The sequence below is a fragment of the Vibrio tubiashii ATCC 19109 genome (assembly GCF_000772105.1).
In the GTDB taxonomy this organism is placed as follows: domain Bacteria; phylum Pseudomonadota; class Gammaproteobacteria; order Enterobacterales; family Vibrionaceae; genus Vibrio; species Vibrio tubiashii.
The window spans coordinates 1546442-1572685 of record NZ_CP009354.1; the positions used below are offsets into that span (position 1 = coordinate 1546442).

Genomic DNA, 26244 nt, shown 5'->3' on the forward strand with positions numbered 1-26244 from the left:
GTGGTTTTTTAACCACCGATCATGACGGTCGGCATACCTAGAACGATTGTGCCACCATGTGCAGTGGTATCTCCCATTCGGGCGGCGGGTTTGTTCATAATAAGAACAGTAGCGCTGCCTTTAATAATGGAATCTGGTGGCCCCACACATACGCACATGTCACCGAGTGTGGCGGCAGGCATGCTACCTATGAGCACAGTGGGTACTCCAGGGCCCGTAATTGGTCCACCTACATGAGGAATTGGTGGCACAGCAGGGGTTTGCATCGGACATACATGCATGTCTGTTAAGCGGGCTGCTAAGGTCATCCTTTTCCTCCATTGCCGCCGGCAGCGATATCCAGCGCATAGTTTACAGATTGACTATAGTACTCTTCTGAGCCTTCCCAATTGGGAAGAGCCGCAGCATGGTTAATTGAGCCAGCTACAGCTTTAGCATAGAGGAAAGGGTCAGGAAGAACTGCAGGAAGATCTGGGGCCACTATGCTGCCAGAACCATTCCAAAATATTGCTTGTGCTAACCATGAAGGTCCACAGTTTAATTCGAGTCTGTTAGACAGTAGTTCTGCTTTGCGTCGAAGGTCTTCTGCTGGAGCTTGTACCCACTGCTGAGCGGTTTGAATACATTGTGCTTGAGTGGCGTTCCAAACGTCATTACGAAGCTGTATGCAGAGACTTGCCCACCAAATCGCTTCACGAACGGGTAGAGCATGGGCGAGAAACTGCACTAGATCATTGTTGAGTGCGTTGTCTTGGAGCAATTGAATTGTCTGCTCTACGGACAACTCTTCGTTAAGTAACTCTTTCGCTTCGTCTGAAGCAGTAAATCGAGGCAGGATTTGCCCACAGGTTTGATAAGGAATTTTTTTGTAAGTCATTAATTTACCTTAACGATAGCGCCTTTTACTTCACCCATCACACCGCCATTAAACGTTGCTTTAAGTCCGGATTTAAATTCCGCACTTAATGAACCTTCAGCGGAAAGCGTTGTGTCTGCTTTTATTGCTACGCTCAAGCCCTTAATTGAATTTGAACTTGTCGCTTCTAAAGCCGTTGTTGTACCAGACACTTTGTTCGCTGAGGTGGCTTTACTCGTGACGTTAGTGCCTTGAAGGTTTAAGCCGCTACTAGCTTTAATGTCAATATTGGTTGCTTCAATGGATATCGAGGAAGATGAAATCGAAATTTTGCTCGAACCCACTTTGATGTCGATGCTGTCATCGGCTTCGATAGTGATCGATTTCGCGCTCTCAGACATCGCTTTAGTGACTGTCAGGCTGTAATTATCTTCTGTAGAGATAGCCATTTGCTTGGTCACTTTTTGCGTCAATTCACCTTTAATCGTTTCCGTATGGTTGTTCTCTACTTCTTGCGTGATGTCCTTCGCGGCGTGTAGGTAAATCAACTCATTATCTTTTTTATCATCAAAATAGAGTTCATTGGATTGTCCGGTAAGCTTGGTCTTTATGCCACTCTTCGTTGAATTAGCTTCCTTGTAAGGTGGTGCATTTTTACTGTTGTATACACTGCCAGTAATGATGGGTTGGTCAGGATCACCATCAATGAACGCCACCAGAACTTCTTGACCTACACGAGGAATGAATTGGGCACCATAGCCGCTTCCTGCCATCATTTGAGCCACGCGCACATAGCAACTGGTTTTGTCGCCACTCGCCTCTGTGTCCCAGTGGAACTGGATTCGAACTCGCCCTTGGTCATCTTGATTGATTTCACCTGCCGTTGAGCCCGCGACAGTGGCACTTTGTAGTCCGTGAACTCTTTGTTTGGCGACCGGATTTGGATAGTAAGAGGTTGTTTTAGGTACTGCTTTTATTTCGGTGTCACACACCACATCTTCAGAGTAGTGCGTCTTGATCGAAATAATCGAATAATCGGATAGCTGCGACTTGTCTAGGTGGCTAGAGAGGGAGAACCATGTCGCGATATCAAATAAATCATGTTTAGCAGTTGCGACAATGGTTTGGTAATCCTGTGCTAGATGCTCAGCGCGTCGCTTGGCAAGATTACTGGCCAGATCGGTTTTATCTCCCGAAACGCCCAAAGGTGGGTAGTGGACATTAGTCAGTTTGGTATTGTTTGCGATGGTGTTGCTGCTCTTTTGCGCCTTGCTCGTTACCAATTTTGTTTGGCTGTAGTCGTAAGCGGTGAGCTCTACACTTGCGCCGTGAAATGCGACGGCTGGTGACCAAGACTCTAATAAAGGTAAAGATCCTGTCGGTGTTTCCACCATATCAAATTTTGCATTGTCAGCTTTATCGAAAGGCGATTGCGCATCTTGCAGTACAAGTGTGTGCTCTTTATCAGAATGGGTGAAATAGTAATGAACCCCTTCTTCCGCAAGTAAACGTGTGACAAAGTCAAAATCGGACTCGTTGTATTGCAGACAGTACTCGCGCTTGGTCGTCGGCATTTTGGCTATTTTGTAGCAGCCCTTGAAACCCGCATTATCGAAAATATCGCTAACAATGTCCTTGGTTGATTGGTTTTGGTAGACCCGAAAAGCGTGAGTATGTTTGAGAAGCTCTAACCATGGCTTTAAAGTGACTTGGTACAAAACGTATTGTAGGTTGCTGTCCATCCCTAAGCTTTCAATACGCGTGATAATGCCATTGAAAGAACGGGTTAGGGTCGCGCTACCTGCTATGTTTGAATATCGGTTAATCGTGAGAAGTTGCCCTAATTGGCTTTGGACGTCGAAGTTACTAGAGACAAGGGTAGCGGAAACCTCGAAAGACTCAGAGAGAGTTTGAGCCGCAGAAAACTGACTGACCTTGTGTTCTTGCCCTTTGTAATCCTTCGCAGAAATAGGGCTCGCCGACGCCGAATATTTTTCAGCCATAACACTTCCTTTGAAACTGACGATCATGCTTCGAGTAAATCTATTCGAAACAATGGGTTGTGATGTCTGTTAATAATTCATTAAAAAGTAGCAGGTATTCATAAGTAAATAAATCAAATTAACTGAGATTTATAATCCAGATTAGAGTGGTAAGAGGTTATTTGAGTGTTTTTTGAGCGTTTGCCGTTGAAATGGGTGAAAGTCGTATAAAAAGCCGCGCATTGTACACGCGCGGCTTTGGTTTTATGGACAATAAGAACAGTTACTCGCGGTCTTGGTCGAAGTCACCATGGAAGTGATCATGATCAGAAACACTATCTGCAGCTTTAAGCTTCTGACCTACACGAAGCTTGCTAGTTGGAGCAGATTCGCTGCTTAAAGAGCGAAGCACTTGTTGTGCTTGCGGTTGTTGCTCTGGGAAGACAGGCTCACTGAAGGCATAGAAAGTCGTGACGTAGGCAAGTGATTGAGTGTTGACGTATAATGCTTCTTGGCTCACGTTGTTTAGGTCATCACAGGCTTGGTGGTAGCATTTGTCATAAGCGACATCAATTTCGCCACCAAACTTTTCGACTTCCTGCGCGGACTTCACTTTCTCTGCACCAGTGAACAAGCCGCCAAAAGCGATGCCCCAATCAGCAAAACCAGCGTAATCCGAACGTTTAGATAAAGCTTGTGGAACGGTAGACTCTGATTTTTCAGTAAAGAACTTGTTAAAAATGGACTCGATATGTGATGTGCCATATGGCGGTTGGAAATCACCTGTGTAAGCGTTATCTGGGCTGTCTTTCGTATCTGATAAGTCTCCGTCCATAACGCCAAAGATGTAGTTAGGCGAGCCAATCATATCGAAGTTTAGGTAGAGCTTAACTTTGTTTAACTCATAGTAGCGAGCATCGACGAGATCTAGCTGTTCAGGTGTTAACTGGCTAGGGTCTTCCAAGCCTAGTTCTTTTAGGATTTCCTGTTGAACTTGATTACGCAGTGGTGCGAAGAGCTCGTTGGTGTAGTACTCAGAGCCGACTAGACCTGCTTCTTCAGCTGCCCACCAAGCAAAACGTACTTTATTCTTAACCGGTGCTTTCAAATTCGCAAGGGTTACCGCATATTCGAGCAGACCTGCCGTACCTGAACCGTTGTCATTGATTCCAGGGCCTTCTGGAACTGAGTCCAAGTGTGCGCCAAGCATGACAACCTCATTAGCATTACCGCCTTTGGTCTCAGCAATGATGTTTTGGGTGAGTACCTCTTCATCTTGGACGTTAATATTCAATGCGATAGGCACTGCAGCGGTTTGGCTCAACTCATACCATTGCTTACCAAGTGCGTAACGAGCACCGAGAGCCGGAATAGTGGCCGTACTATCGCTACCTAATGTACCATTTACGACCGCTGTACGGCCTTCAGCGTTACCTTGGTTAAAGACAATAACACCTTTAGCTCCAGCGTTTTGAGCGTTGACAACTTTGGTATTGAAACTACATCCGCCACGTTGGATGACAGCAATTTTGTCCGTCACATTTTTGCCAGCGAAGTCGGAAGACTCACAGCCGTCAGTACTGTCATAATCAGGCGCATCGAATCTAAAATCAGGAGTAATGAAAACGGCATCTGCGGAAAGTAAGCCGTTTGAGTTACCAGAGTATGACATAGCGGCAAAGTCTGGCTCTACGCCTTCACTGGCATTGCGCACACCGATTAGATCGGTTCCATTTACATTGAGGGTTGTACCCGCAAGCTCTTCCCATGCACGAAAATCAAACTCTTGTATTGCCACATCGTAGTTATGGGCACGCATGGTATCAACAATATAGTTGAGAGACTGTGCATAGCCTTCGGTACCAGCCGCTCGAGTAACGGACGCTCCATCAGTTGTTTTCGATGCCCTCGCTTCAAGCTCTTCTAGGTGTTCCACGACCTCTTCGCGATCAATTTTACTACTGACGTACTTCGCTGCCTTTTCTGGATCATCCCAGTAACACCCAGATAGTAGCGTTGAGCTAATAATGGTAGCGAGCATAGTTTTTGTTGTTGTGACGCTTACTTGCATTTGTGACTCCTTGTATTAAATAAGCGAAGCCATAGTTGCTGAAATGCAAGGTTAAAAAAATGTTAAATTCAAATGGGTTTATAAAATATGAACGTATATCAAATTAGTTTCATTTATTAAAATTGTCAGTTACATATGTAATCGATATACAATCACATATTCAACATAAACAATAACTTAGTGTTTGAGGGGCGATTTTGTACACACAGGGAACCGGCCAGAATAGTTACTAGCCGATGTTTGTCGCAAAGTGAGAGATTGGATTTTACCTGCTATCTACAACCAGTAGCTTGGCGCTTCGGTAGGCGAAATCCATACTTTCGATTTCGTTAGGGCGACTGACGAGGTGATCAACAGAAGGAAGAACAACGAAGAAGATAAGCGGATCAGGATGCATATATCTCCAAGTGTGTGCTTTGTTGTCTTTTTTATACGCCTTCAAATTAACGGTCAGCACTAAGCTTTCAGGTGGTAACTGGCTGCCCTTAAAGTGACCGAGTTCATGCACTGCACCCCAAAGGGATTCTAACGGACGTTCATGGGTGCTTTTAAGAAACATCTCGAGCTGCAACGTATCACTTTCATTTTGTTTGATCGTACTTAGACGCTGAGCTGTACGTAAACCTTGCTCAAAAGGCAGGTAATCTAGTCCATTGTCGACAATCTGATTCGATTGTGGGCATAGCTGGACTGAATCTTGGGGCTGCTGACTGGCGTACAGTTCGCAAGTAAACTGTTTAATAATTTGTTCTAACCCTTTATGGAATTGTGAGCCTTTTAGGTCTTCCACAGAAACAGCATGGTTGTTTATCGCTTCCGCAAAAACTTTGTCGACAGATTGGTTGACACGAGTTTCATCTTCAACAAGCACAAAGTCGTTGTGTCTAACCGCTGATTTTAGAACATTATCGGTTTCAATCACTACGAGCTCTTCATCTGAGTAAGTACTGTCTCTCAGCAACGGATAGTAAGGTTCTCGCTCATCCGCAAAGAACAGTGAGCATCCAGAGATATTGGCTGCAATCAATCCTGCCAGAATTGATTTAGTAGTTGGAGAGTGCATAAGCCTCTTAATTAACAAGATTCCTTTCTGTATCTAAGATACTAATCTCATACAGCAACTAAGTCATTGTCGAGATTGCAATAATCTTGCTCTGCATCACATAGCAACTGTGACTCAACCAATGTTACATCTTTTATTTACTAATCTGGACTACTACCTTGGTCTAAATTGTCGACAATTCGCTTGATTGTCGACAATGTTATGGTCTATTTTAATATTAGACGATGAAATTGTAGACAGTCTGGTGTCAGGCAGCGAGTGTATTAAAGATGAATATTGAACTTAAAACTCGACTAAAAGAAGGCGTTTCTGAAAAAGAAAACACCAAATCAGAGAGCTTAACCGAATCATTGGTAGAGGCTATTGTTAGTGGAGAAATTGCCCCAGGTAGCAAGATATCTGAGCCTGAGCTAGCTAAGAAGTATCAGGTAAGTCGGGGGCCTCTGCGTGAAGCGATAATGCGAGTTGAAGGGTTAGGCCTAATCGAGCGTATCCCTCATGTCGGTGCAAGAGTGATTACTTTCTCACCTGAAAAGCTAATAGAGCTATACGCGGTTAGAGAGGCGCTAGAAGGTATGGCTGCGCGACTTGCGGCTCGGCATATCACCGCAGAAGAGATTGTTGGTTTAGAAGCAGTATTGTCGACACATTCAAATCACATTGACGAAGTCGAGGGTGCTTCTTATTTCCATCAGCACGGTGATTTCGATTTTCACTATCGCATTATTCTCGCTAGTCGCAACAGTAAGCTTATTTCATTGCTGTGTGATGAGCTTTATCACTTGTTGAGAATGTATCGATATCAATCGCCTAGAGCACAGTCGCGACCCGTGGAAGCGCTCGATGAGCACAAATATATCTTGCAAGCTATCAAAAATAGAGACGAAGAGTTGGCTGAGATGCTGATGAGACGCCATATCTCGGGTAGCCGAACATTAATCGAACAACAAATCATTAGGGTCTGTTGATCTTTTGAGGTTAAATTTTGTTCGAGATAAAAGCGTTTTAATCGCGGCGAGAGGTTTGCAGCCTAGTCATTCTAAGCAAAACACCTCTCAACAAAGAGTAAAACGCTTTTAGCCGAACCCTTCGGGCAGCGTTTGTGGCTCCTTTCTGCTGCGTTATCGGCTTATCAGGTAGAGCAACTACAATTCAAAGCCTCTGCCTTGCAGAAAGAACCCACAAACAGCTGCAAAAATCAGCGCAAAAGGTCAACAGACCCTAGGGACTAAAGCCCAAAAACGGACTAGAGGAAAGAGCAATGAGTTTATCTCAAGGAGCTAAATTTAGACTTGCAGTTGAGCAAAACGATCCACTGCAAATTGTAGGGACCATTAATCCATACTGCGCCATGATGGCAAAAAATCTGGGGCACCAAGCTATTTACTTATCAGGTGGCGGTATCGCTAATGCCTCTTATGGCTTACCGGATTTGGGCATTACCACACTTAATGACGTTTTAGTTGATGTCGAGAGAATCACCAATGCGTGTGATTTACCACTGCTAGTTGATATTGATACGGGGTTTGGCGGTGCGTTTAATATCGCGCGAACCATCAAAGCAATGGAGAAAGCGGGTGCAGGCGCGGTACACATGGAAGATCAGGTAGCGCAGAAACGTTGTGGTCACCGCCCAAATAAAGCCATTGTTAGCCAACAAGAGATGGTCGATCGCGTTAAAGCCGCGGTGGATGCACGTAACGATGACAGCTTTGTGGTGATGGCTCGTACGGATGCTCTGGCGGTTGAAGGGATCGATAGCGCTATTGAACGTGCGATTGCTTGCGTTGAAGCGGGCGCTGACATGATTTTCCCAGAAGCGATGAACAAGCTAGAGCAGTATGTTCAGTTCTCTGAAGCGCTAGAGAGTGCGACAGGGAAACATGTGCCGATACTGGCGAACATTACTGAGTTTGGTCAGACGCCGCTGTACGGCTGTGAAGAGCTTGCTAAGTCCAAAGTTGACATGGTGCTGTACCCACTCAGTGCGTTCCGTGCGATGAACAAAGCAGCAGAGATGGTGTACAAGCATCTGTTAGAAGTGGGTAACCAAGAAGCGCTGACTGAATCGATGCAAACTCGTAAAGAGCTCTATGCACACCTCAAATATCATGATTATGAAGACAAGCTTGATCAGTTGTTTTCAGAAGGAAAATAGGATCAAACGGAAGCCCAAGGAAACCGATTCGGAATTAATCCAATAACGTGAAATTGTTTGGTAAATAACGCTCCACTTAGAGAGCAATATCAAACAGAAAAGGAGTTCAAAATGCCTCTATCATCGAAAAAGAATGAAGAGTTAGGTGGCGCAGGTCTTCGCGGCCAAAGCGCTGGTAGCACAGCTTTGTGTACTGTCGGTAAAACGGGGACAGGTCTGACATATCGAGGTTACGATATTACTGACTTGGCGAACAATGCTCAATTTGAAGAAGTTGCCCACTTGCTGTTACGTGGTCACTTACCCAATCAAAAAGAGTTAGATGAATATAAGACGCGCCTGATTAGTTTGCGAGGTCTACCGAGTGAGCTTAAGCAAGCGTTAGAGCTTATTCCTGCCTCGGCGCACCCAATGGATGTGATGCGAACGGGTTGCTCGGTATTGGGTAATCTAGAGCAAGAGATGAGCTTTGAAGAGCAGTTAGACGCGACAGAAAGAATGCTCGCTCTATTTCCTGCCATCATTTGTTATTGGTATCGCTTTAGCCATGATGGTGTGCGCATTGATACAGACGATCAATCCGAAACCTGTATTGGCGGCTACTTTCTAAAAATGCTAACCGACAAAGCGCCAACTGAGATTCATAAGCAGGTTATGCACTGTTCACTGATTCTATACGCAGAGCACGAGTTTAATGCGTCTACCTTTGCGGCACGTGTATGTGCTTCGACGCTTTCCGATCTTCATTCTTGTATTACAGCAGCGATCGGTACGCTTCGTGGCCCTTTACATGGTGGTGCAAACGAAGCTGCAATGGAGATGATTCAAGACTGGCAGACACCAGATGAAGCGGAAGCAAACATCATGCAGATGCTAGCCAACAAAGACAAAATTATGGGCTTTGGTCATGCTATCTATCGTGAGAGTGACCCTCGTAATGCGTTAATTAAGCGTTGGTCAAAAGAGCTTTCAGACGCAGTAGGAGATACTCATTTGTACGCGGTTTCTGAGCGCGTTGAAGCGGTGATGAAGCGAGAGAAAGGCTTGTTCTGTAACGCAGACTTTTTCCATGCCTCGGCCTATCACTTTATGGATATTCCAACCAAGTTGTTTACGCCGATCTTTGTCATGAGTCGCCTAACAGGTTGGGCTGCGCACGTTTACGAGCAACGTGCCAATAACCGAATCATTCGACCAAGTGCAGATTACACAGGCCCTGATCATCAAGATTGGGTTCCAATCGAAAAACGATAGCACTGTCGACTTTGCTCCCTTTGATTAAGGGAGCAAACATCTACCTGAATGGAAGCAGATATGAGCATGAATACCCTATACAGAAAATCGCTTCCGGGAAGCCATCTTGATTATTTTGATGCCCGAGAAGCCGTAAATACACTATCCCCAGGTGCCTACGAAAAACTCCCATATACCTCACGAGTGCTAGCTGAGCAGTTAGTGCGACGTTGTGACCCTAATACTCTGACTCAAAGTCTAGAGCAAATTATCGAGCGAAAGCGAGACTTAGACTTTCCTTGGTATCCGGCTCGTGTGGTGTGTCATGACATCCTAGGTCAGACGGCGTTGGTTGACCTCGCAGGCCTTAGGGATGCGATTGCCCAACAAGGTGGCGATCCTGCCAAAGTCAACCCTGTGGTAGAAACCCAGCTGATTGTTGACCATTCTCTTGCTGTTGAACACGGGGGCTTTGACCCAGATGCCTTCGATAAAAATAGGGCGATAGAAGAGCGCAGAAATGAAGACCGTTTTCATTTTATCGAGTGGTGTAAGACCGCGTTTGAGAATGTCAGCGTTATTCCTGCTGGTAATGGCATCATGCACCAAATCAACTTGGAGAAAATGTCTCCTGTTGTTCAGGCTAAGCAAGGTATCGCTTACCCAGATACTTGTGTCGGTACTGATAGTCACACGCCGCATGTCGATGCTCTAGGGGTGATTGCGATTGGTGTTGGCGGGCTTGAGGCGGAGACCGTCATGCTTGGCCGTCCTTCAATGATGAGACTACCTGACATCGTTGGTGTCAAGCTTACCGGCAAGCGCCAACCTGGGATTACAGCAACAGATATTGTCTTGGCGATTACTGAATTTTTGCGTAACGAAAGAGTCGTTTCATCCTATCTTGAATTCTTTGGGGAAGGAGCAAAAGACTTAACCATTGGCGATCGCGCAACCATCTCTAATATGACGCCAGAGTACGGCGCTACGGCTGGGATGTTCTACATTGATGAGCAGACCATCAACTACCTAAAACTGACGGGTCGAGATGAGCAGCAAGTAGAGCTTGTTGAAAACTATGCTAAACAAACGGGTCTGTGGGCTGATGATCTTGAAACCGTTGAGTACGAGCGGGTATTAGAGTTCGATTTATCCAAGGTTTCTCGCAACATGGCTGGACCATCAAACCCACATAGACGCTTGCCAACCTCAGAGCTTGCACAGCGCGGTATTGCTAAAGAGAGTGAGATTAACACTAGCGAGGGGCAATTACCTGATGGGGCAGTCATTATTGCGGCGATTACTTCATGTACCAATACAAGTAACCCGCGCAATGTGGTCGCAGCTGGGCTTGTTGCCAAGAAGGCCAATGAGCTTGGACTAGTTCGCAAACCTTGGGTGAAATCTTCTTTTGCCCCGGGCTCAAAGGTCGCCAAGTTATACCTTGAAGATGCTGGTCTTTTACCTGAACTCGAAAAGCTAGGCTTTGGAATTGTCGCTTATGCCTGTACTACTTGTAATGGTATGAGTGGCGCGCTTGATCCAGAGATTCAGCAGGAAATCATCGACCGCGACGTTTATACAACGGCAGTGCTATCAGGTAACCGAAATTTTGATGGTCGAATCCACCCTTATGCTAAGCAAGCATTCTTGGCATCGCCGCCACTAGTGGTCGCTTATGCCTTAGCTGGAACCATGCGTTTTGATATTGAACGCGATTCGTTAGGTAAAGATAAACAAGGCAATCCTATTTATCTCAATGACTTGTGGCCGAGTGATGAAGAGATCGATGCGGTCGTCGGCAAGCATGTTAAGCCCGAACAGTTTAATCAGGTCTACATTCAGATGTTTAAACTCGGCGGAGGTGAGCGCAATAGTAATCCTCTTTACGATTGGCGACCAAAAAGTACCTACATTCGCCGTCCACCATACTGGGAAGGGGCGCTAGCAGGTAAAAGAACGCTATCCGCGATGAGACCTTTGGCGGTACTAGGCGATAACATCACGACTGATCACTTGTCTCCCTCCAACGCGATACTGGCGAGCAGTGCTGCCGGCGAGTATCTCGCTTCTATGGATGTACCTGAAGAAGACTTTAACTCTTACGCAACCCACCGTGGTGATCACCTAACTGCGCAGAGAGCGACTTTTGCAAACCCTAAACTGTTCAATGAAATGGTTAAAGAGAATGGTGAGGTGGTACAAGGCTCACTGGCAAGGGTCGAGCCAGAGGGTAAAGTCACTCGAATGTGGGAAGCAATTGAAACCTACATGAATCGCAAGCAACCGTTAATCATCGTTGCGGGTGCGGATTATGGTCAAGGCTCCTCACGTGATTGGGCAGCGAAAGGGGTTCGCTTAGCTGGAGTTGAAGCGATTGTCGCTGAAGGATTTGAACGCATTCACCGAACCAACCTAGTCGGAATGGGCGTTTTGCCACTTCAATTTAAATCTGGCACAAATCGTAAAACATTAGAGCTCGACGGTAGTGAGCTTTATGACGTGATTGGCGATATCAAGCCTGGCGCAGATCTAGCGCTTGTAGTAACCCGTGCTAATGGTGAAAAGTTCGATGTGCCTGTGACTTGTCGTTTGGATACCGCCGATGAGGTTAGCGTTTATAACGCTGGTGGCGTTTTGCAACGCTTTGCCCAAGACTTTTTATCCCATTAGGTGGCCGCTATGACAGTATCTAGCCAAATGAAAGTACCAGCCACCTATATGCGTGGTGGGACGAGTAAAGGGGTATTCTTCAGTCTAGAAGATTTGCCAATGCAAGCTCAAACTCCCGGAGAGGCGAGAGACAAATTGCTGTTAAGAGTGATTGGTAGTCCCGATCCTTATGCCAAGCAAATCGATGGTATGGGCGGTGCCACATCGAGTACCAGCAAAACCGTGATTGTATCGAAAAGTGATAAGTCAGATCACGATGTTGATTATCTATTCGGGCAAGTATCGATTGATAAACCTTTTGTCGATTGGAGTGGCAACTGTGGCAATCTATCTGCCGCTGTTGGCCCCTTTGCCATTCATGCTGGACTGGTTGATGAAGCTCGTATCCCAACCAATGGTACGGTCGCCGTCAAAGTGTGGCAGGCGAATATCAGCAAAACCATCGTAGTTCATGTTCCAATAGTGGAAGGGCAAGTTCAGGAAACAGGCGATTTTGAACTCGATGGGGTGACGTTTCCAGCTGCTGAAATTCAAGTCGACTTCATGCACCCCGCAGACGGCGAAGGTAGCATGTTTCCAACTGGGAATGTGACCGATGAGCTAGAGGTTCCTGATGTTGGCACGTTTGAAGTAACTATGATCAATGCGGGTATCCCGACGATTTTCCTTGACGCTGAAGCTCTCAGATATCAAGGGACGGAACTTCAAGATGATATCAATAACGATGAAGCCGCATTACAACGCTTTGAAACCATTAGAGCTTATGGTGCGTTGAAGATGGGTTTGATTGATTCTTTGCAAGAGTCTGAAGCTCGTCAGCACACGCCAAAAATCGCCATAGTTGCGAGCCCGAAAAGTTATCTTTCTTCTAGTGGTAAGCCTGTTGAAGCGAACGAGGTGGACGTACTAGTTCGCGCTTTGTCGATGGGTAAATTACACCACGCTATGATGGGAACCGCAGCAGTAGCGATTGCATCGGCTTCCTGTGTACCTGGCACCGTAGTTAACCGTGCTGCTGGTGGTGGAGAAATGAAGTCAGTCACTTTCGGTCACCCGTCGGGAACGCTGAAAGTAGGAGCGGCCGCCACGCTAGATGAACAAGGTTGGGTCGTTGAAAAAGCTGTAATGAGCCGCAGTGCTCGAATCATCATGGAGGGATTTGTGCGCGTACCCTCCGATATCTTTGCGTAATTAGCGCCGGTTAATTACCAGAAAAGCAATGTCAGGACATACTGGAGGAAGCACTATGTCTGCATATCAAAAAGAGTATCAATGGGCGCTGTCAGAACCTGGGTCGTTTTGGGCGGAACAAGCGAAAAATATTGATTGGTTTAAACAGCCACAAACGATTCTAGCCAAGGATGAAAATGGTATAGAGCGCTGGTTCCCCGATGGAATGCTTAATACCTCTTGGTTAGCGCTTGATTATCACTGCGAACAAGGACGTGGCGATAACACCGCATTGATCTACGATTCACCAGTGACCGGGAATAAGCAAAAATATACCTATACCGAGCTTCGGGATCAGGTCGCAAAAACAGCGGGTATGCTCGCAGAGCAAGGCGTTGAAAAGGGTGACCGCGTCGTTATCTATATGCCCATGATTCCCGAGGCAGCAATGGCAATGCTTGCCTGTGCGCGACTAGGCGCGATTCACTCCGTTGTGTTTGGCGGATTTGCAGCGAATGAGTTAGCGGTTCGACTTGAAGATGCAGAGCCTAAATTGGTGATGACCGCTTCTTGTGGTATTGAAGTTAATAAAGTTATTCCGTACAAGCCACTAGTCGATAAAGCGATAATGGACAGTCGATGGAAGCCTGAAACAGTGGTTGTTCTGCAAAGAGCTCAGTGTGAAGCTCAGCTACAGGCGAAACGAGATGTCGACTGGGCGACAGCGCTTGAAAGCTCTCTACCTCACGCATGTGTGCCAGTATTGGCGACTGACCCGTTGTATATTCTTTATACTTCAGGGACGACTGGTAAGCCTAAAGGTGTAGTACGCGATAATGGTGGGCATGCTGTGGCGATGAAGTACTCAATGAGTGCGATTTATAACATTCCACAAGATAGTGTTTACTGGGCAGCTTCTGACGTGGGCTGGGTCGTAGGCCACTCTTACATTGTCTATGCGCCGCTGATTCATGGCTGTACAACAGTACTATTTGAAGGCAAGCCAGTACGGACTCCGGATCCGGGCGCATTCTGGCGAGTGTGTGAAGAGTACAAAGTCGAAGTACTGTTCTCCGCGCCAACCGCTTTCCGCGCAATTAAGAAAGAAGACCCAGAAGGTGAGTGCCTCAAGCAATACGATTTATCAAACCTTAATACCATCTTTATGGCGGGTGAACGTTTAGACCCACCGACATTAGAGTGGGTAGAAAGCAAAACCGACAAACCAGTGGTCGATCACTGGTGGCAAACGGAAACAGGTTGGGCGATTGCCGGTAACCCTACCGGAATTGAGTTGATGCCAGTGAAAGCAGGTTCAGCGACTAAACCAATCCCAGGTTATCAGGTTGAGATCCTTAATGAGCTTGGTGAGCCAGTAGAAGCCAATCAACAGGGCTTTGTCGCTTTGAAGCGCCCACTGCCACCAAGCTGTCTGCCTACGGTTTGGCGTAATCACGACCGCTTTGAATCTGGTTATCTGAGTCAGTTCCCGGGCTATTATGTATCTGGTGATGGCGGTTACCTTGATGAAGAAGGTTACTTGTTTATTATGGGTCGTATCGATGACGTGATTAATGTTGCAGGTCACCGTCTATCAACTGGTGAGATGGAAGAGATCGTTGGCGGCCACCCGGCTATTGCGGAATGTGCGGTTGTTGGTGTTCATGACGATTTGAAAGGTCAATTGCCATTAGGTCTGGTTGTGCTTAAAGACGGAGTTAAAGTCGATGACGTCCAGCTTGAAGGTGAGCTGGTTGGTAAGGTACGCGATGAAATTGGAGCAGTTGCCTGTTTTAAGCATGCACTCGTTGTGGAGCGTTTGCCAAAGACGCGCTCCGGCAAGATCTTGCGCCGTACCATCCGCCAGATAGCCGATGGCGAGCAGTACACAGTGCCTTCGACGATCGATGACCCAACGAGCCTTGAAGAGATTGAAAAAGCACTGCATTCTTAACTTGAGCCACAGCATTTTCTGATAATGAAATTAAGCCCCCAACTAAAGGGGCTTTTTTATTGAAAAATTTTTGTTAAACCGCCAAACTGTTACTTTATTCGTAACGCAAAAATATTTATGCACAATGTGACCATTCGTAGTGCGCATGACAAAGATTTAGAGCAGTTAAATGATCTTATGTTTTACTTGCATGATGAGCATCATCGCCAATGCCCCGAACATTTTAAAACTGCTGAAGATATAGAGCAGGAAAAGAGTATTGCTCGATATTTAGATGATCCTGAATGTGTTGTATTTGTCGCATGTGAAGACGATAAAATCATAGGATTTATTAGTGGTCACTTTTGCGAACTGATTTCCACAGTAAGTAAGCCAGTTCAGATGGGCAGCATCGATGAACTGTATATCGCTAAGGACTATCGTGGCAAAGGGCATGCAGTCGAACTGTGTCAGCATATCGAAACGCGTTTTGAGGAATATGGCGTAAAAGATATCTTTGTTGAAGTCTGGGAATTTAATCAGTCTGCAATTGAGTTTTACCGTCATTTCGGCTTTGAACATCATATCCATTGGTTACGAAAGTCCGTAACCAATTAACAAGAATTTAGAATGAAGCTCAACACTAAAATATTATCGCTCGTACTCGGGTTTATCTCTCTATTTGCCTCTTCACTTACTGTTGCGAATGACTCGTCAATCTCTGGAGCTGCCTGTGTCATACGTTCTGGTGAGAAGATTGTATTGGTAAAAGAAATCCTCACCAACAAGCTTTCTCTCCCCGCAGGAGGCGTCGCTAAAGGGGAGTCTCCAAAGCTTGCAGCGCAACGAGAAACTTGGGAAGAAACAGGTCTTGTTGTTTCCATTAAGGAAGAACTCGGGCGTACCGAGAAAGCGGTGTTCTACGATTGTGTTTCTGACTCAGATATTGTTTCATTCCAGTTTAACAACAGGTTAGACGGATATGAACTGCCTATCTGGTTCGCTCCACATTATGGTATTGAAGTCTCTTCAGCGATGTTGATCGATCCTACTGTTGTCCCGAAACAGGAGTATCGCTTTCCTGACCAACTTGAGTGGCTAGGGACTGTTTTGCCACAAGCGACCGATCAAAAAGTCGTTTTTGTTGGCAATCTTATTGAAGCGGCTCCTGCATTCCATCAAATTGAACTTAGCTGGATGACTCAGATTCAGCATTTATTTCTAAAGCTTCCTAGTGGTATTGCAAACATTGTCGAACCTTTACTACTCGCCGGAAACTGGCTAGCAGAGCCTTCTCTAATTCTGATTCTTTTTCCGCTTTTATATTGGCGATTTGGTAAAGAGTTTAGCTATAAGGTCTTTTTTGCCGTGACTATGACGTCACTGCTTAGTTTGGTTGCTCAGCAAGGTTTTGCGTTTCCTAGACCACATGTTTATCTACCAGCATTAGATCTAGCCAAGAGTTATGGCTTCAGCCTTCCGAGCTTACCTATTGCGGTATGGTCGTGTGTGGGTGTTCTTTTCTTGAATGGGACAGAGAGATTATCGATTAATCGTTGGTCGTTGTCTTTGTTCTTCGCACTGTTATGGCTAACAGCCGCTAAGTTTTATAGTGGTTCCGCATTTCTGACTGACAGCGTAAGTGGCGCTCTTTTAGGCATACTTTGTTCTTGGCATTTGATTCGACTCGAATCTAAACCAGAGGTGGATGCGAAAGCACTGATGACTTCAAAAATGGTTTGGGTAATTTTGCTTATCGCTTGTGCTGTGATGACCTTGTTTTGGCCTACACCGATTTTTACTTATTGGTTAGCGATAATCCTAACTGTGTTAGGGCTAGTGATAACCTTTGAACGAGATGCAAATATCGCATCCGGAAAGGCTTTGCTGATGATTACCGTGATGCTTGTTTTAGCAAATGGGTTGATTGGTGTGGCCGCTGAGCATGTATCCTCAAGCAGTATTGCGTCACTCAGTGTGGAAGCATTGCGCTACCCGCTATTGATTTGCCTGTTTGTTTTCTCGGTGAGAAAGATGAGTAGGGTAGACACAGCGGCTTAACCGTTAGAGAGTGATTTTGACAGTAGCCGACTCTGAACTAGAGTCGGCTATTTTGTTGGTGGCTGTTTAACACTTAAACTGTGATACCAGTTTTTCGAGGCGTTCACATTGGTTTTCTAGCGCACAGATAGATTGGTCTGCTGTACCAACCATTTTGACCATGGTTGAACTGCTATCTGCTATTTTTTGTACGTTGTAATTCACATCTTCACTGACAGAGCTTTGCTGAGACGCTGCGGTGGCAATTTGCGTGTTCATCTCATTCATTTTGCTAATAGCAGTAAGAATTTCTGACAGAGATTGCGTTGCAGATTGAGCTAAGGTGATGGTTGAGTCGCTGCTTGATTTGCTCGCTTGCATCACTTCGACTGCTTGTTCCGCACCGGACTGCAATCGTTCTATCATTGCTTGAATTTCGCCAGTACTATGTTGTGTTCTGCTAGCAAGAGAGCGAACTTCATCGGCAACAACCGCAAACCCGCGTCCTTGTTCACCTGCGCGAGCAGCTTCTATTGCCGCATTTAAAGCCAGCAAGTTAGTTTGCTCAGCAATACCGCAAATAACATCCAGTATTGAAGCGATGTTGGCAACGTCTTGATCTAATGTATGAATGACTCCGCTAGCATTGTCTATATCAGCGGCTAGTTCACGAATAGACTCAACAGTTGACTCTAATACTGAGTTGGCTGACTTAACCTCCTGATTAGCTCCGTGACTGGCATCTGCCGCGCTACTTGCGTTTTCGCTGACCAAATGACTGGTCGTTTGCATTTCATGTACCGCTGCCGCTACGACTTCGCTTTCATGCTGTTGCTGATTGGTCGAATCAGAAATGGACTGTGCCACAGTGGAAAGATGTGCCATTTCGCTGCGAACCGAAGCTGCGCTATCAATAACCTGTTCAATGGTGTGCTGAATCTTTGAAACAAAGGTATTGAAGCCTTCCGCGAGCTGGCCGATTTCATCTTTTGATTGGCTGGAAATTCGTTGACTTAAATCACCGTCTCCAGAGGCGATATCATGCATGGTTTGAGTGATCTGTTCGATAGGTTTCACTATCGCTTTGATCAAAAACCAGCAGGTTAACAGGGCAATAAGAATAACAATGAATGTGCCAACTTCTAGTGCCAGTTCAGCTTGCTTTGCCGCCGCTTCGTTTGCAATCTGAGTTTCACTGCGTGCGGCTTCTATCGCATCTTTAACGACATTGAGCTGTTGACGTACTTCGACAAACTGACGGTCGAAGGTTTGTTTATTTTGTTCATAGAATAGCTGCCACTCTGACTCAGGTGCATTAATAAACGCTTCATAACTTGAGAGCCAGTCATTACCCAGTCGAACCAGCTGTTCAATCTCTGGCTTGAGTGAGTTAGGGAGCAACTCTAGTTTCACAAGCTCCATTGCGTGCTCCATACGAGGTAAAGCTTTATAAGCATTGTCTTTATACTCAAAGCGGTGATGCTCGATTTCTTTTTCTGATGTGGCCAATACTAGGGCTTGAACTGCTGAGGTCGCTTGGTATAAATCTCGATAGGCGTCTTCAAGAGTAAAGAGAGCAGGTAGGTAGTGCTGCTGAATCGAATTAGATAGATGCGCTCTTTTTTGAGAAGCGACAATATTAATTATGGAGCTAGTGGCAAAAAGTAAAATGATCAAAAAAACGGGCAGAACGATTTTCTTTTTAACAGATAAATCGGTAAACATATATCCAGCCTGTAGAAATAATAAACAAGGCTGGAATAATAGCAATTACAGGTGGGGATGTCGTATAACTGTTTGGTTTTGTTGGATAAAAGTTTTTATCGTGACCATTGCGACAATTTATCGGAGGCTAAACCTCCGAGCTTCTAGCGAGCTAAAATAAATTCTTCAATTACTGTCGCCACGCCATCATCATCGTTACTCAATGTAATATGATTGGCGATAGCTTTGGTTTGCTCCATTGCATTCTGCATTGCTACGCCTAACCCTGCGTATTCGATCATATGATGGTCATTTTCGGCGTCGCCCATACAGATCACTTCGCTAGATGAAATGCCTAAATGTTCAGCAATCGCCTTAATGCCAACCCCTTTGTTACTTTCAAGGTTTAAAAACTCCAAGAAGATAGGAGCGCTCTGGACGATTGTGAATTCATCTTGATAACTAGCTGGAATATTATTGATTGCGGCGGTGAGTTTGTCAGGAGCGCCGACAATCATCGCTTTAATGATAGGGTGGTCATCTTCTAACTCATCAAAGTTCTTCTCGATGACTGGTATTTGATTGATGGTTGCTTCAACGTCGGTGAACTCGTTGAATTTTGGCGTTATTAATCCAAACTCGTTACTGAACGCATGGCAATCTAAATTCAGTTTGTTAGCCAGTTCCGCGACTTGCTTTGCTCGCTTTCCGTCAATAATCGCCGAGTGGATCACTCTATTTGTGCCAATTTCCTTCACCATTGAGCCATTGAAGAAAACGACAAACTCGTTATCACCTTCAATCTCAAGTTCGTCTAGCTTACTTTGCATTCCATCTAATGGACGACCAGATGCGAGTACGACTTTTACACCTCGTTTACGCGCTTCAGCGATCGTATGCTTTGTTCTTTGGGAAATCGTTTTGTCACTCGTTAGCAACGTGCCATCTAAATCGAGTGCTATTAGCTTATACATAACTTACCTAAAACCTAACTACAAAATTAACAAAAAGAAGCAGAATAATCGCTGTGAAAAGATTGATCAATTTATGATTTAGTTGACCTTCCACGGCGTCTCCTTTAAGGTCACGTTCCTGCAGAATTTTGAAGATAAATTAGGCTGAGATTAAGTTGTATAAAATTAACGAAATGTTCGAAACCATCCAAGGGGAAGGGGTCTTCACCGGTGTTCCTTCTGTATTTGTTCGCTTGCAAGAGTGCCCTGTAGGTTGTGCGTGGTGCGATACCAAGCAAACTTGGGATGCAACTCCTCAAGACGAAAGACCTCTAGATGAGATCTTAGCTAAGAAAGAGGACTCTCCAACTTGGTGCTCTGTATCGGCGATGGACATTGTTAATGAGTACATAAAGCAAGGTTACACTGCTAAGCATGTTGTGATTACTGGCGGAGAACCTTGTATCTATGATCTGGTTCCTTTGACTCAAGCATTTGAAGCGCATGGTTGTCGATGTCAGATCGAAACCAGTGGCACATCTGAGGTCAAAACGACAGACAATACATGGGTGACGGTGTCACCTAAAGTCGCGATGAAAGGTAAGCTCCCCGTTCTTGATTCTGCACTGGTTCGAGCGAATGAGATCAAACATCCGGTGGCGACGCAAAAAGATATCGACCACCTAGATGAACTATTGGAAAGAGCAAACGTGCCTGAAGAGACAACGATTGCACTTCAACCAATTAGTCAAAAGCCTCGAGCGACCCAGCTCTGTATTGATGTATGTGTTGCGAGAAACTGGCGATTATCGATTCAAACTCACAAATATCTAAGCATTGCGTAAAGGAATTCAAAATGAAAAAAGCAGTTGTCGTATTTAGTGGTGGACAAGACTCAACGACTTGTCTAGTACAAGCAATTAAAGATTTTGATGAAGTTCATGCCATCACATTTGACTATGGTCAGCGCCATAAACTTGAAATCGAAGTCGCACAAAGCTTAGCGAAAGAACTAAGTGTCAAAGCTCATAAAGTGATGGATGTTGGCTTATTAAATGAGCTTGCTATTAGCTCTTTAACACGCGACGATATTCCAGTATCCCATGAGTTACAAGAGAACGGTTTACCTAACTCATTCGTACCAGGACGTAATATCCTATTTCTTACCCTTGCAGGTATTTACGCTTATCAAATTGGCGCACAGACTGTGATTACCGGTGTGTGTGAAACAGACTTCTCTGGTTATCCGGATTGTCGTAATGATTTTGTAAAAGCGATGAATAATGCGCTTGTGCAGGGTATGGATCGTCAGCTAGAAATTTCTACGCCGCTGATGTGGCTAAACAAAGCGGAAACTTGGGCGCTGGCTGATCAATACGATGCTCTGCAACTGGTAAGAGAGAAAACGCTTACTTGTTATAATGGTGTCATCGGTGATGGATGTGGTGATTGCCCATCTTGCGAGCTGAGAAAGGTAGGCTTAAACGACTACCTTTCTGAGCGCAAGGCTATTATGGCTGAACTGGTACGTAAGCAGAACTCGGCAGATAAATAGGCTCATTGTAGGCATCAATAATCTGGTTCTTACCATTTTGTTTCACTTGATAAAGCGCCTGATCCAAAATTGAATAGAGTTCATCAAAGTCATGTAGTGGTTTAGATGTAGCAAGATAAGAAAAGCTCGCGGTAACGTTGAGCTTTTCGCTATTTTCCGCTTCAAAAGTGCTCCTCGCGATGGTCTGGTGGAGATTTTCTACTCTGTCTCTAACATCAAGCTCATCGACATTTCTCAAAACGATGACAAACTCTTCGCCTCCGAGTCGACCAAATACATCCTCTTCATTGATAACTTCATTGATTCCTTTTGCTATGGTAGCGAGAGCGCGGTCACCGGTAGGGTGGCCATAGCTGTCATTGATATGCTTAAAGTCATCTAGATCAAGTAAGATGAGTACGTGTTTGCGAATTTGGGCTGAGGTTCTATCAATCGCTCTAATTCGTTTGATGGCCGCGGCTCGGTTAAGCGCCCCTGTAAGCTGATCCATTTCTGCTTTTCTACTTTTTGTTATGCTAAAGAAATACTGTCCGATAATGGTGGCGAGCAAGAGAACAATAAGTAGTAAGAACATCTGCCGTTGAGAGAGTAATTTAACGACTTCTTGCTCAAGGGATTCAATGATTTCAACACTCTTGTTATCTTTCACTTTCTGATTAAACTCTTTTTGCGCGAGTTCTAGCGCCAAAAAAGCAGAGCGACTGCTCTTGGTTCTTTTAGATAACTCTGAATCAAAATAGTGTTGGTAATGCTTCAGGGCGACGGCGTAATTGCCATTAGCTTCCTCAAGCTGAGCCATTGTTCTAAGTGCACGTGCTTGTAATCGTTCACTGCCAATTTTGGTGGCCAAATCATTTGCCCGTTGAGCGAAATACAATGCCGAGCTGTAGCCACCTTTTGCATTGTCTAGTAGGGAGAGAGCAAGATAGATCTCGCCCTGAATCTGCTCATTATTTTGAGTCTCAGCGGAGTTGAGCGAATCTAATAAGAATTGCTCTGCAAGCTCAAATTGCTTTAATGCTGCATAAGCCTTACCTAGGCCCAACTTTACACAGGTCAATCCATAGGCATGATTGAATCTATCTAGCAGAAGTTTCGAGTGTTTGAAGTGTTCGACGGCGCCATGATAATCCTGCGATGCCAATAATATATCGCCCATGCTATGGTGAGATTGCGCCAATTTGAGAGGAGATTTAGCGGTTGCTCTTATTCTGAGAGAAATCGTTAAGTACTCTTTAGCCAAATCGAACTGACCGAGTGTTTTAAGCAAAAGCCCTGCATCATTGTATACCCCAGAAGGGTCAACGTAATTTGGGATTACTGCTAGGTAGCTTTGGTAGGTTTCTAGTGAACTCTTATAATCCCCAGTGAACTCTTGGTTGTTCGCAATTACGCGAAGAGCAAGGTGTTTGGGAAGAATCGATTGGTCGGTATCTTTTATGTGTGTTTCAAGTGCGTTGCAATACAGCTGCGCACTGTAATATTGACCTTGCATGTTCATAGCACGACATAGGTGATACTCAAATAGAATCTTGCCTTGAAGATCATTACTTGTACTAAAGTGTTTAAGTAAGTCGAGGTAGTTTGAACGTGCGGTTGAAAAGTCGAGACTGAGCTCCTTATTGAGAGCTTCAATAAATGTTTGTTCTAATTTGGAGTACTCCGGGTTGAAGACGAGCTCATTGCCATAATATGGCTGTCCTCGCTGCGTCATAAAACCATGTAGTTTGGAGCTAATGTAGAGCTTTTCGATATTTGGAGGTAGCGAGTTGTACCGATCTTGTAGCATCGATAATGCTTTGCTCTCGCTGACCTTAAGTGCTTCGCTGTAAGCGATCTCCCACTTCTCTAGATGATTTGTATTAATGGCCTGTGCCGAAGTAGATGCGAGTGCAGCAAAAGCGATATACCAAGCGGTTAGACGTTTCATTGTATTTAGTATTAGTTTTGTTTGTTACATAGTAGAGTAACTTACTAATAGGGTACAATGTGTTGCTAAATTTGAATTGAATAAATGCGACTTGGATAGCTTTGATTTCTATAAAAAAATGCGCCTTCGAGGCGCATTTTTCAAATCTACTTAGTCTAAGTACAATTTAGCTAGGTCAGATGGTTCCATCTCTTTACCTTCCAGTTGGTCATTCCAGTTTGTACCAACTAGAACACCGTCCTCTGCTAAGGTGAGTAGCCAATCTTCAACAAAGATGTCTAGCGGAATCTCAAGCACTTCGAAATCTGCCCACTCTTCAACATTGTGAGTTTCTGCATCTTGTTTAGAAGACCAGAAAGGCATTACTTCACTGTTTTCAAATTCTGTAGAATCGCAAGACAGCCAGCCTTCTTCGTTACGCATTCCCCAAACCAGTTTAGATTGCTTCGTTTCAGCAACGAATAACTCAAGGTTTGCTTGAATATCAGCAGTTAATTTGCTCATTGGTATTATCTCATACGTGGATTCGCTGCTAGGGTAACACTCAATACAGCAAAGCAAAATAAAAAAGGGAGCCTAAGCCCCCTTAATCTAAGAAAAACGGCTATTTTTTAATTTTAGTGAAAATGGACCATTCTTCTTTTACGTTACCTTTGTGTCCGATAACGGTTGCGACGACTTTGCGGTTTTTAGCATGGCTGATTTCGTCGGTACCTGTCTCACTTAGGTTCGTGTCACCATAGCCGACAATACGTACTCGATCAGAGGCGGTTCCATTTGCTAGCAAAGCATCTTCGACCGCTATGGCACGTCGCTTTGAAAGGGCCATATTGTACTCAGGCTTACCGACTTTACTCGCATAACCTTGCAGTTCAATTGAAGTTGATGGGTAGCTTTCAAGGAAGTCGGCCATCTCGCGAATTTGGGCAAGAAATACTGGCTGAATTTCATCAGAGTCGTTGGCAAACAAGATATGTAAGCTCATCTCTTCTTCTGTCTTCACGTAAGTGCCGCAGCCGTCGTTGTCTATTTCAGCAAGGCGGGGAGTTTGAGGACACAGGTCACGAGCATTAATAACACCATCTTTGTCATCATCAAGTAAGTCGTCCACTTGGTTTGGAGTTGGGGTGTCAATGTATTCGTACGCGTCTTCTGCTTTGAGAGGAGCAGTGAATACGGTAGCCGCGATAATCATAGTTACAAGTGATTTATTCATATCAGTATTCTACCTTTTCATTCCACTCTTGAGGTGTATCGACACGAAGTGCTGCTAGCAGGTTGCCTGTCGCGTTCATTACGCGATACTTAGCGTATTGCTCGTCGTATTTAGCATCCAAATACCCTTTACGTGCTTCAAACAATTCGTTTTCAGTGTTTAATAGATCAAGTAGGGTACGCTTTCCAAGTTTGTACTGCTTTTCATACGCAATAACGGTATCTGACGCCGAGTCTACATGGTCTGCAAGAAAGTCTTTTTGTTGTACCGTTAGATCAAGCGCACTCCAAGAGAGACGTAAGCCTTCCTCTACGCTACGGTAGGTGCGGTCACGAAAATCTTTTGCTTTGTTAAGCTGATATGCGGCACTTTCAGTTCGGTCAGAGTCTGAGCCACCGTTGTATAAGTTGTAACGCATACGGAGCATTGCTGAGAACTCATCGCTACTTCCTCTAATACCACCCGCATCATCACGCCAAGTCTGGTTAGCTTCAATAGATAAAGTTGGGTAGTTCACGCCTTTAGTTTGATCGTATTGGAATCGAGCAGAGTCGACGTCTGCTTGAGCCACTTTAATTACTGGGTGAGCGTTAAACGCAGTATCTAAAGCTTCATCTACGGTAAAAGGGATGGCTGTTTGATCTGCGCGAGGGAAGGTAAGTCCCTGTGGTGACTGACCTACAATGCGCTTAAACTGAGTGTGAACATCAAATAGATTATTTTGCGCGGCGAGCAAGTTACCATGTGCTTTTGCTAAACGCGCTTCAACTTGCGATAAATCCGCCGTTGAACCAATACCGGAATCAACGCGCTTCTTTATATCTGAGTAAATCTCTTTATGCACAGCAAGGTTGCTTTCCGATAGTGCTAACACTTCGTAAGCTTTTGTTGCGTCTAAATAGATTTTAGTCACCTGAAGAGCAATGTCTTGAGCGTCTGACATTAGTTGGAAGCGAACAGATTCCGCATCTGCTGCGGTGCGATCCATATCGTTGAGTGTCGCCGAGCCATCCCACAACAGCTGCGTAAGCGTTAGCGTTGCTTCTTTACGGGTTAACTCAGTTTTTGGAGCTGTCGTGGCTGGGTCAACAGCTTCGAACCCAATTCCTGCATCCAAGTCGAGCTTTGGCATATAGGCGCCACCAGAAGCTTCTGCATCGTAAAACTTGCTTTTAAATTCGTTGTAAGAAGCTTTGATTTCTGGATTGGTCGTAATCGTAAATGCGACGGCTTGCTCTAATGTTTGACTGTGTGCTGGAAAGCTAAGTGCAACCGCGCAACTTAGTACTTTCAACTTATTCCAATTCACTCTGACTCTCCTCGAAGTGCTCGTAGGTGAGGATATTACTCAATTTTACTGTCTCAATACTGAGATATATCCATTAATGGCGCCAATAAAATAACACCCTTGAGCAGAGAAAACTAATCTATTTAACAAATAAGTTGTTGTAATTATGTTAATTTACGCTGTGGTCGATTTTATGCATTAAAGAGTGACTACATGAACGCCATACCCTATAAAAGCAGCTAAAATCGAGATCTTAGTTCCGCTTCTCAATGTTGAGAAATGCAACTTGTGTCGTGTTTGTTGCGGCTTTTGTTCAAAAAACAGGTTTAGCGCAGATATGAAAAATGGTAATTTATAAAGAACATGAATTTATATATTGCCAAATATTTGTCACAGGCAACATAACAAAAGAAAGCAGT

Annotated in this window: 21 protein-coding genes; 10 read left to right on the forward strand and 11 right to left on the reverse strand. The window is 44.8% G+C overall.

What is annotated here, in order from left to right:
* Positions 1 to 8: 8 nt before the first annotated feature.
* From IX91_RS07035 to IX91_RS07055, 5 genes are all read right to left on the reverse strand, one after another.
* Complete coding sequence (locus IX91_RS07035; RefSeq protein WP_004742854.1) at positions 9 to 308, reverse strand: PAAR domain-containing protein; 300 nt, start codon at positions 306 to 308, stop codon at positions 9 to 11.
* The gene (locus IX91_RS07040) at positions 305 to 877 is read right to left on the reverse strand and encodes a DUF6931 family protein (RefSeq protein ID WP_004742855.1); all 573 of its coding nucleotides are present in this window, start codon (positions 875 to 877) and stop codon (positions 305 to 307) included. Before IX91_RS07040 ends, IX91_RS07035 begins: the two co-directional genes overlap by 4 nt.
* Positions 877 to 2859 carry a type VI secretion system Vgr family protein gene (locus IX91_RS07045; RefSeq protein ID WP_004742856.1) on the reverse strand — a complete coding sequence of 661 codons (1983 nt, stop codon included), beginning with the start codon at positions 2857 to 2859 and terminating at the stop codon, positions 877 to 879. The genes IX91_RS07040 and IX91_RS07045 overlap by 1 nt, the downstream gene beginning before the upstream one ends.
* A 262-nt stretch (positions 2860 to 3121) precedes the next feature.
* Positions 3122 to 4909 carry a M28 family metallopeptidase gene (locus IX91_RS07050; RefSeq protein WP_004742857.1) on the reverse strand — a complete coding sequence of 596 codons (1788 nt, stop codon included), beginning with the start codon at positions 4907 to 4909 and terminating at the stop codon, positions 3122 to 3124.
* A gap of 265 nt (positions 4910 to 5174) precedes the next feature.
* Positions 5175 to 5972, reverse strand: a complete 798-nt coding sequence (locus IX91_RS07055; RefSeq protein WP_004742858.1) for a hypothetical protein — start codon at positions 5970 to 5972, stop codon at positions 5175 to 5177.
* Between the two features lie 269 nt (positions 5973 to 6241).
* Between IX91_RS07055 and IX91_RS07060 the strand changes: the two genes are divergently transcribed.
* The 8 genes from IX91_RS07060 to IX91_RS07095 all read left to right on the forward strand — a co-directional run bounded on the left by IX91_RS07060 (position 6242) and on the right by IX91_RS07095 (position 17200).
* Positions 6242 to 6940, forward strand: coding sequence for a GntR family transcriptional regulator (locus IX91_RS07060; RefSeq protein ID WP_004742859.1), 699 nt, complete (start codon positions 6242 to 6244; stop codon positions 6938 to 6940).
* Between the two features lie 293 nt (positions 6941 to 7233).
* Positions 7234 to 8130, forward strand: a complete 897-nt coding sequence (gene prpB, locus IX91_RS07065) for a methylisocitrate lyase (RefSeq protein ID WP_004742860.1) — start codon at positions 7234 to 7236, stop codon at positions 8128 to 8130.
* 111 nt (positions 8131 to 8241) lie between these two features.
* Entirely contained in the window at positions 8242 to 9384 is a 1143-nt protein-coding gene (prpC, locus tag IX91_RS07070) for a bifunctional 2-methylcitrate synthase/citrate synthase (protein WP_004742861.1), read from the forward strand.
* Positions 9385 to 9444: 60 nt separating this feature from the next.
* Complete coding sequence (gene acnD, locus IX91_RS07075; RefSeq protein ID WP_038197982.1) at positions 9445 to 12036, forward strand: Fe/S-dependent 2-methylisocitrate dehydratase AcnD; 2592 nt, start codon at positions 9445 to 9447, stop codon at positions 12034 to 12036.
* Between the two features lie 9 nt (positions 12037 to 12045).
* A complete protein-coding gene (gene prpF, locus IX91_RS07080) occupies positions 12046 to 13227 on the forward strand; it encodes a 2-methylaconitate cis-trans isomerase PrpF (RefSeq protein ID WP_004743689.1) in 1182 nt (393 codons plus the stop codon).
* Between the two features lie 55 nt (positions 13228 to 13282).
* Positions 13283 to 15160 carry a propionyl-CoA synthetase gene (locus tag IX91_RS07085; protein ID WP_004750005.1) on the forward strand — a complete coding sequence of 626 codons (1878 nt, stop codon included), beginning with the start codon at positions 13283 to 13285 and terminating at the stop codon, positions 15158 to 15160.
* 117 nt (positions 15161 to 15277) lie between these two features.
* Positions 15278 to 15757 carry a GNAT family N-acetyltransferase gene (locus IX91_RS07090; RefSeq protein ID WP_004744062.1) on the forward strand — a complete coding sequence of 160 codons (480 nt, stop codon included), beginning with the start codon at positions 15278 to 15280 and terminating at the stop codon, positions 15755 to 15757.
* A 12-nt stretch (positions 15758 to 15769) separates the two neighbouring features.
* Positions 15770 to 17200 carry a bifunctional NUDIX hydrolase/phosphatase PAP2 family protein gene (locus IX91_RS07095; protein WP_004750006.1) on the forward strand — a complete coding sequence of 477 codons (1431 nt, stop codon included), beginning with the start codon at positions 15770 to 15772 and terminating at the stop codon, positions 17198 to 17200.
* Between the two features lie 66 nt (positions 17201 to 17266).
* Here the strand turns inward: IX91_RS07095 and IX91_RS07100 are convergent, their stop codons facing one another.
* Together IX91_RS07100 and IX91_RS07105 are read right to left on the reverse strand one after the other, a co-directional pair.
* On the reverse strand, positions 17267 to 18904 hold the full coding sequence (locus IX91_RS07100) for a methyl-accepting chemotaxis protein (protein ID WP_004743532.1): 1638 nt from the start codon (positions 18902 to 18904) through the stop codon (positions 17267 to 17269).
* Between the two features lie 143 nt (positions 18905 to 19047).
* Positions 19048 to 19857: a Cof-type HAD-IIB family hydrolase gene (locus IX91_RS07105; RefSeq protein WP_004743533.1), complete on the reverse strand. Its 810-nt coding sequence runs from the start codon at positions 19855 to 19857 to the stop codon at positions 19048 to 19050.
* Positions 19858 to 20012: 155 nt separating this feature from the next.
* Between IX91_RS07105 and queE the strand changes: the two genes are divergently transcribed.
* Positions 20013 to 20681 carry a 7-carboxy-7-deazaguanine synthase QueE gene (gene queE / locus IX91_RS07110; RefSeq protein WP_071881265.1) on the forward strand — a complete coding sequence of 223 codons (669 nt, stop codon included), beginning with the start codon at positions 20013 to 20015 and terminating at the stop codon, positions 20679 to 20681.
* An 11-nt stretch (positions 20682 to 20692) separates the two neighbouring features.
* On the forward strand, positions 20693 to 21391 hold the full coding sequence (gene queC, locus IX91_RS07115) for a 7-cyano-7-deazaguanine synthase QueC (protein WP_004743535.1): 699 nt from the start codon (positions 20693 to 20695) through the stop codon (positions 21389 to 21391).
* Here the strand turns inward: queC and IX91_RS07120 are convergent.
* The 4 genes from IX91_RS07120 to IX91_RS07135 all read right to left on the reverse strand — a co-directional run bounded on the left by IX91_RS07120 (position 21348) and on the right by IX91_RS07135 (position 25846).
* Positions 21348 to 23321, reverse strand: a complete 1974-nt coding sequence (locus IX91_RS07120) for a diguanylate cyclase (protein ID WP_004750009.1) — start codon at positions 23319 to 23321, stop codon at positions 21348 to 21350. The two genes, queC and IX91_RS07120, sit on opposite strands and share 44 nt — an antisense overlap.
* 150 nt (positions 23322 to 23471) lie before the next feature.
* On the reverse strand, positions 23472 to 23825 hold the full coding sequence (locus IX91_RS07125; protein ID WP_004743853.1) for a DUF2750 domain-containing protein: 354 nt from the start codon (positions 23823 to 23825) through the stop codon (positions 23472 to 23474).
* Between the two features lie 100 nt (positions 23826 to 23925).
* Entirely contained in the window at positions 23926 to 24537 is a 612-nt protein-coding gene (locus tag IX91_RS07130; RefSeq protein ID WP_004750011.1) for an OmpA family protein, read from the reverse strand.
* A gap of 1 nt (position 24538) precedes the next feature.
* Positions 24539 to 25846, reverse strand: a complete 1308-nt coding sequence (locus IX91_RS07135) for a TolC family outer membrane protein (protein WP_004743850.1) — start codon at positions 25844 to 25846, stop codon at positions 24539 to 24541.
* Positions 25847 to 26244 lie beyond the last annotated feature (398 nt).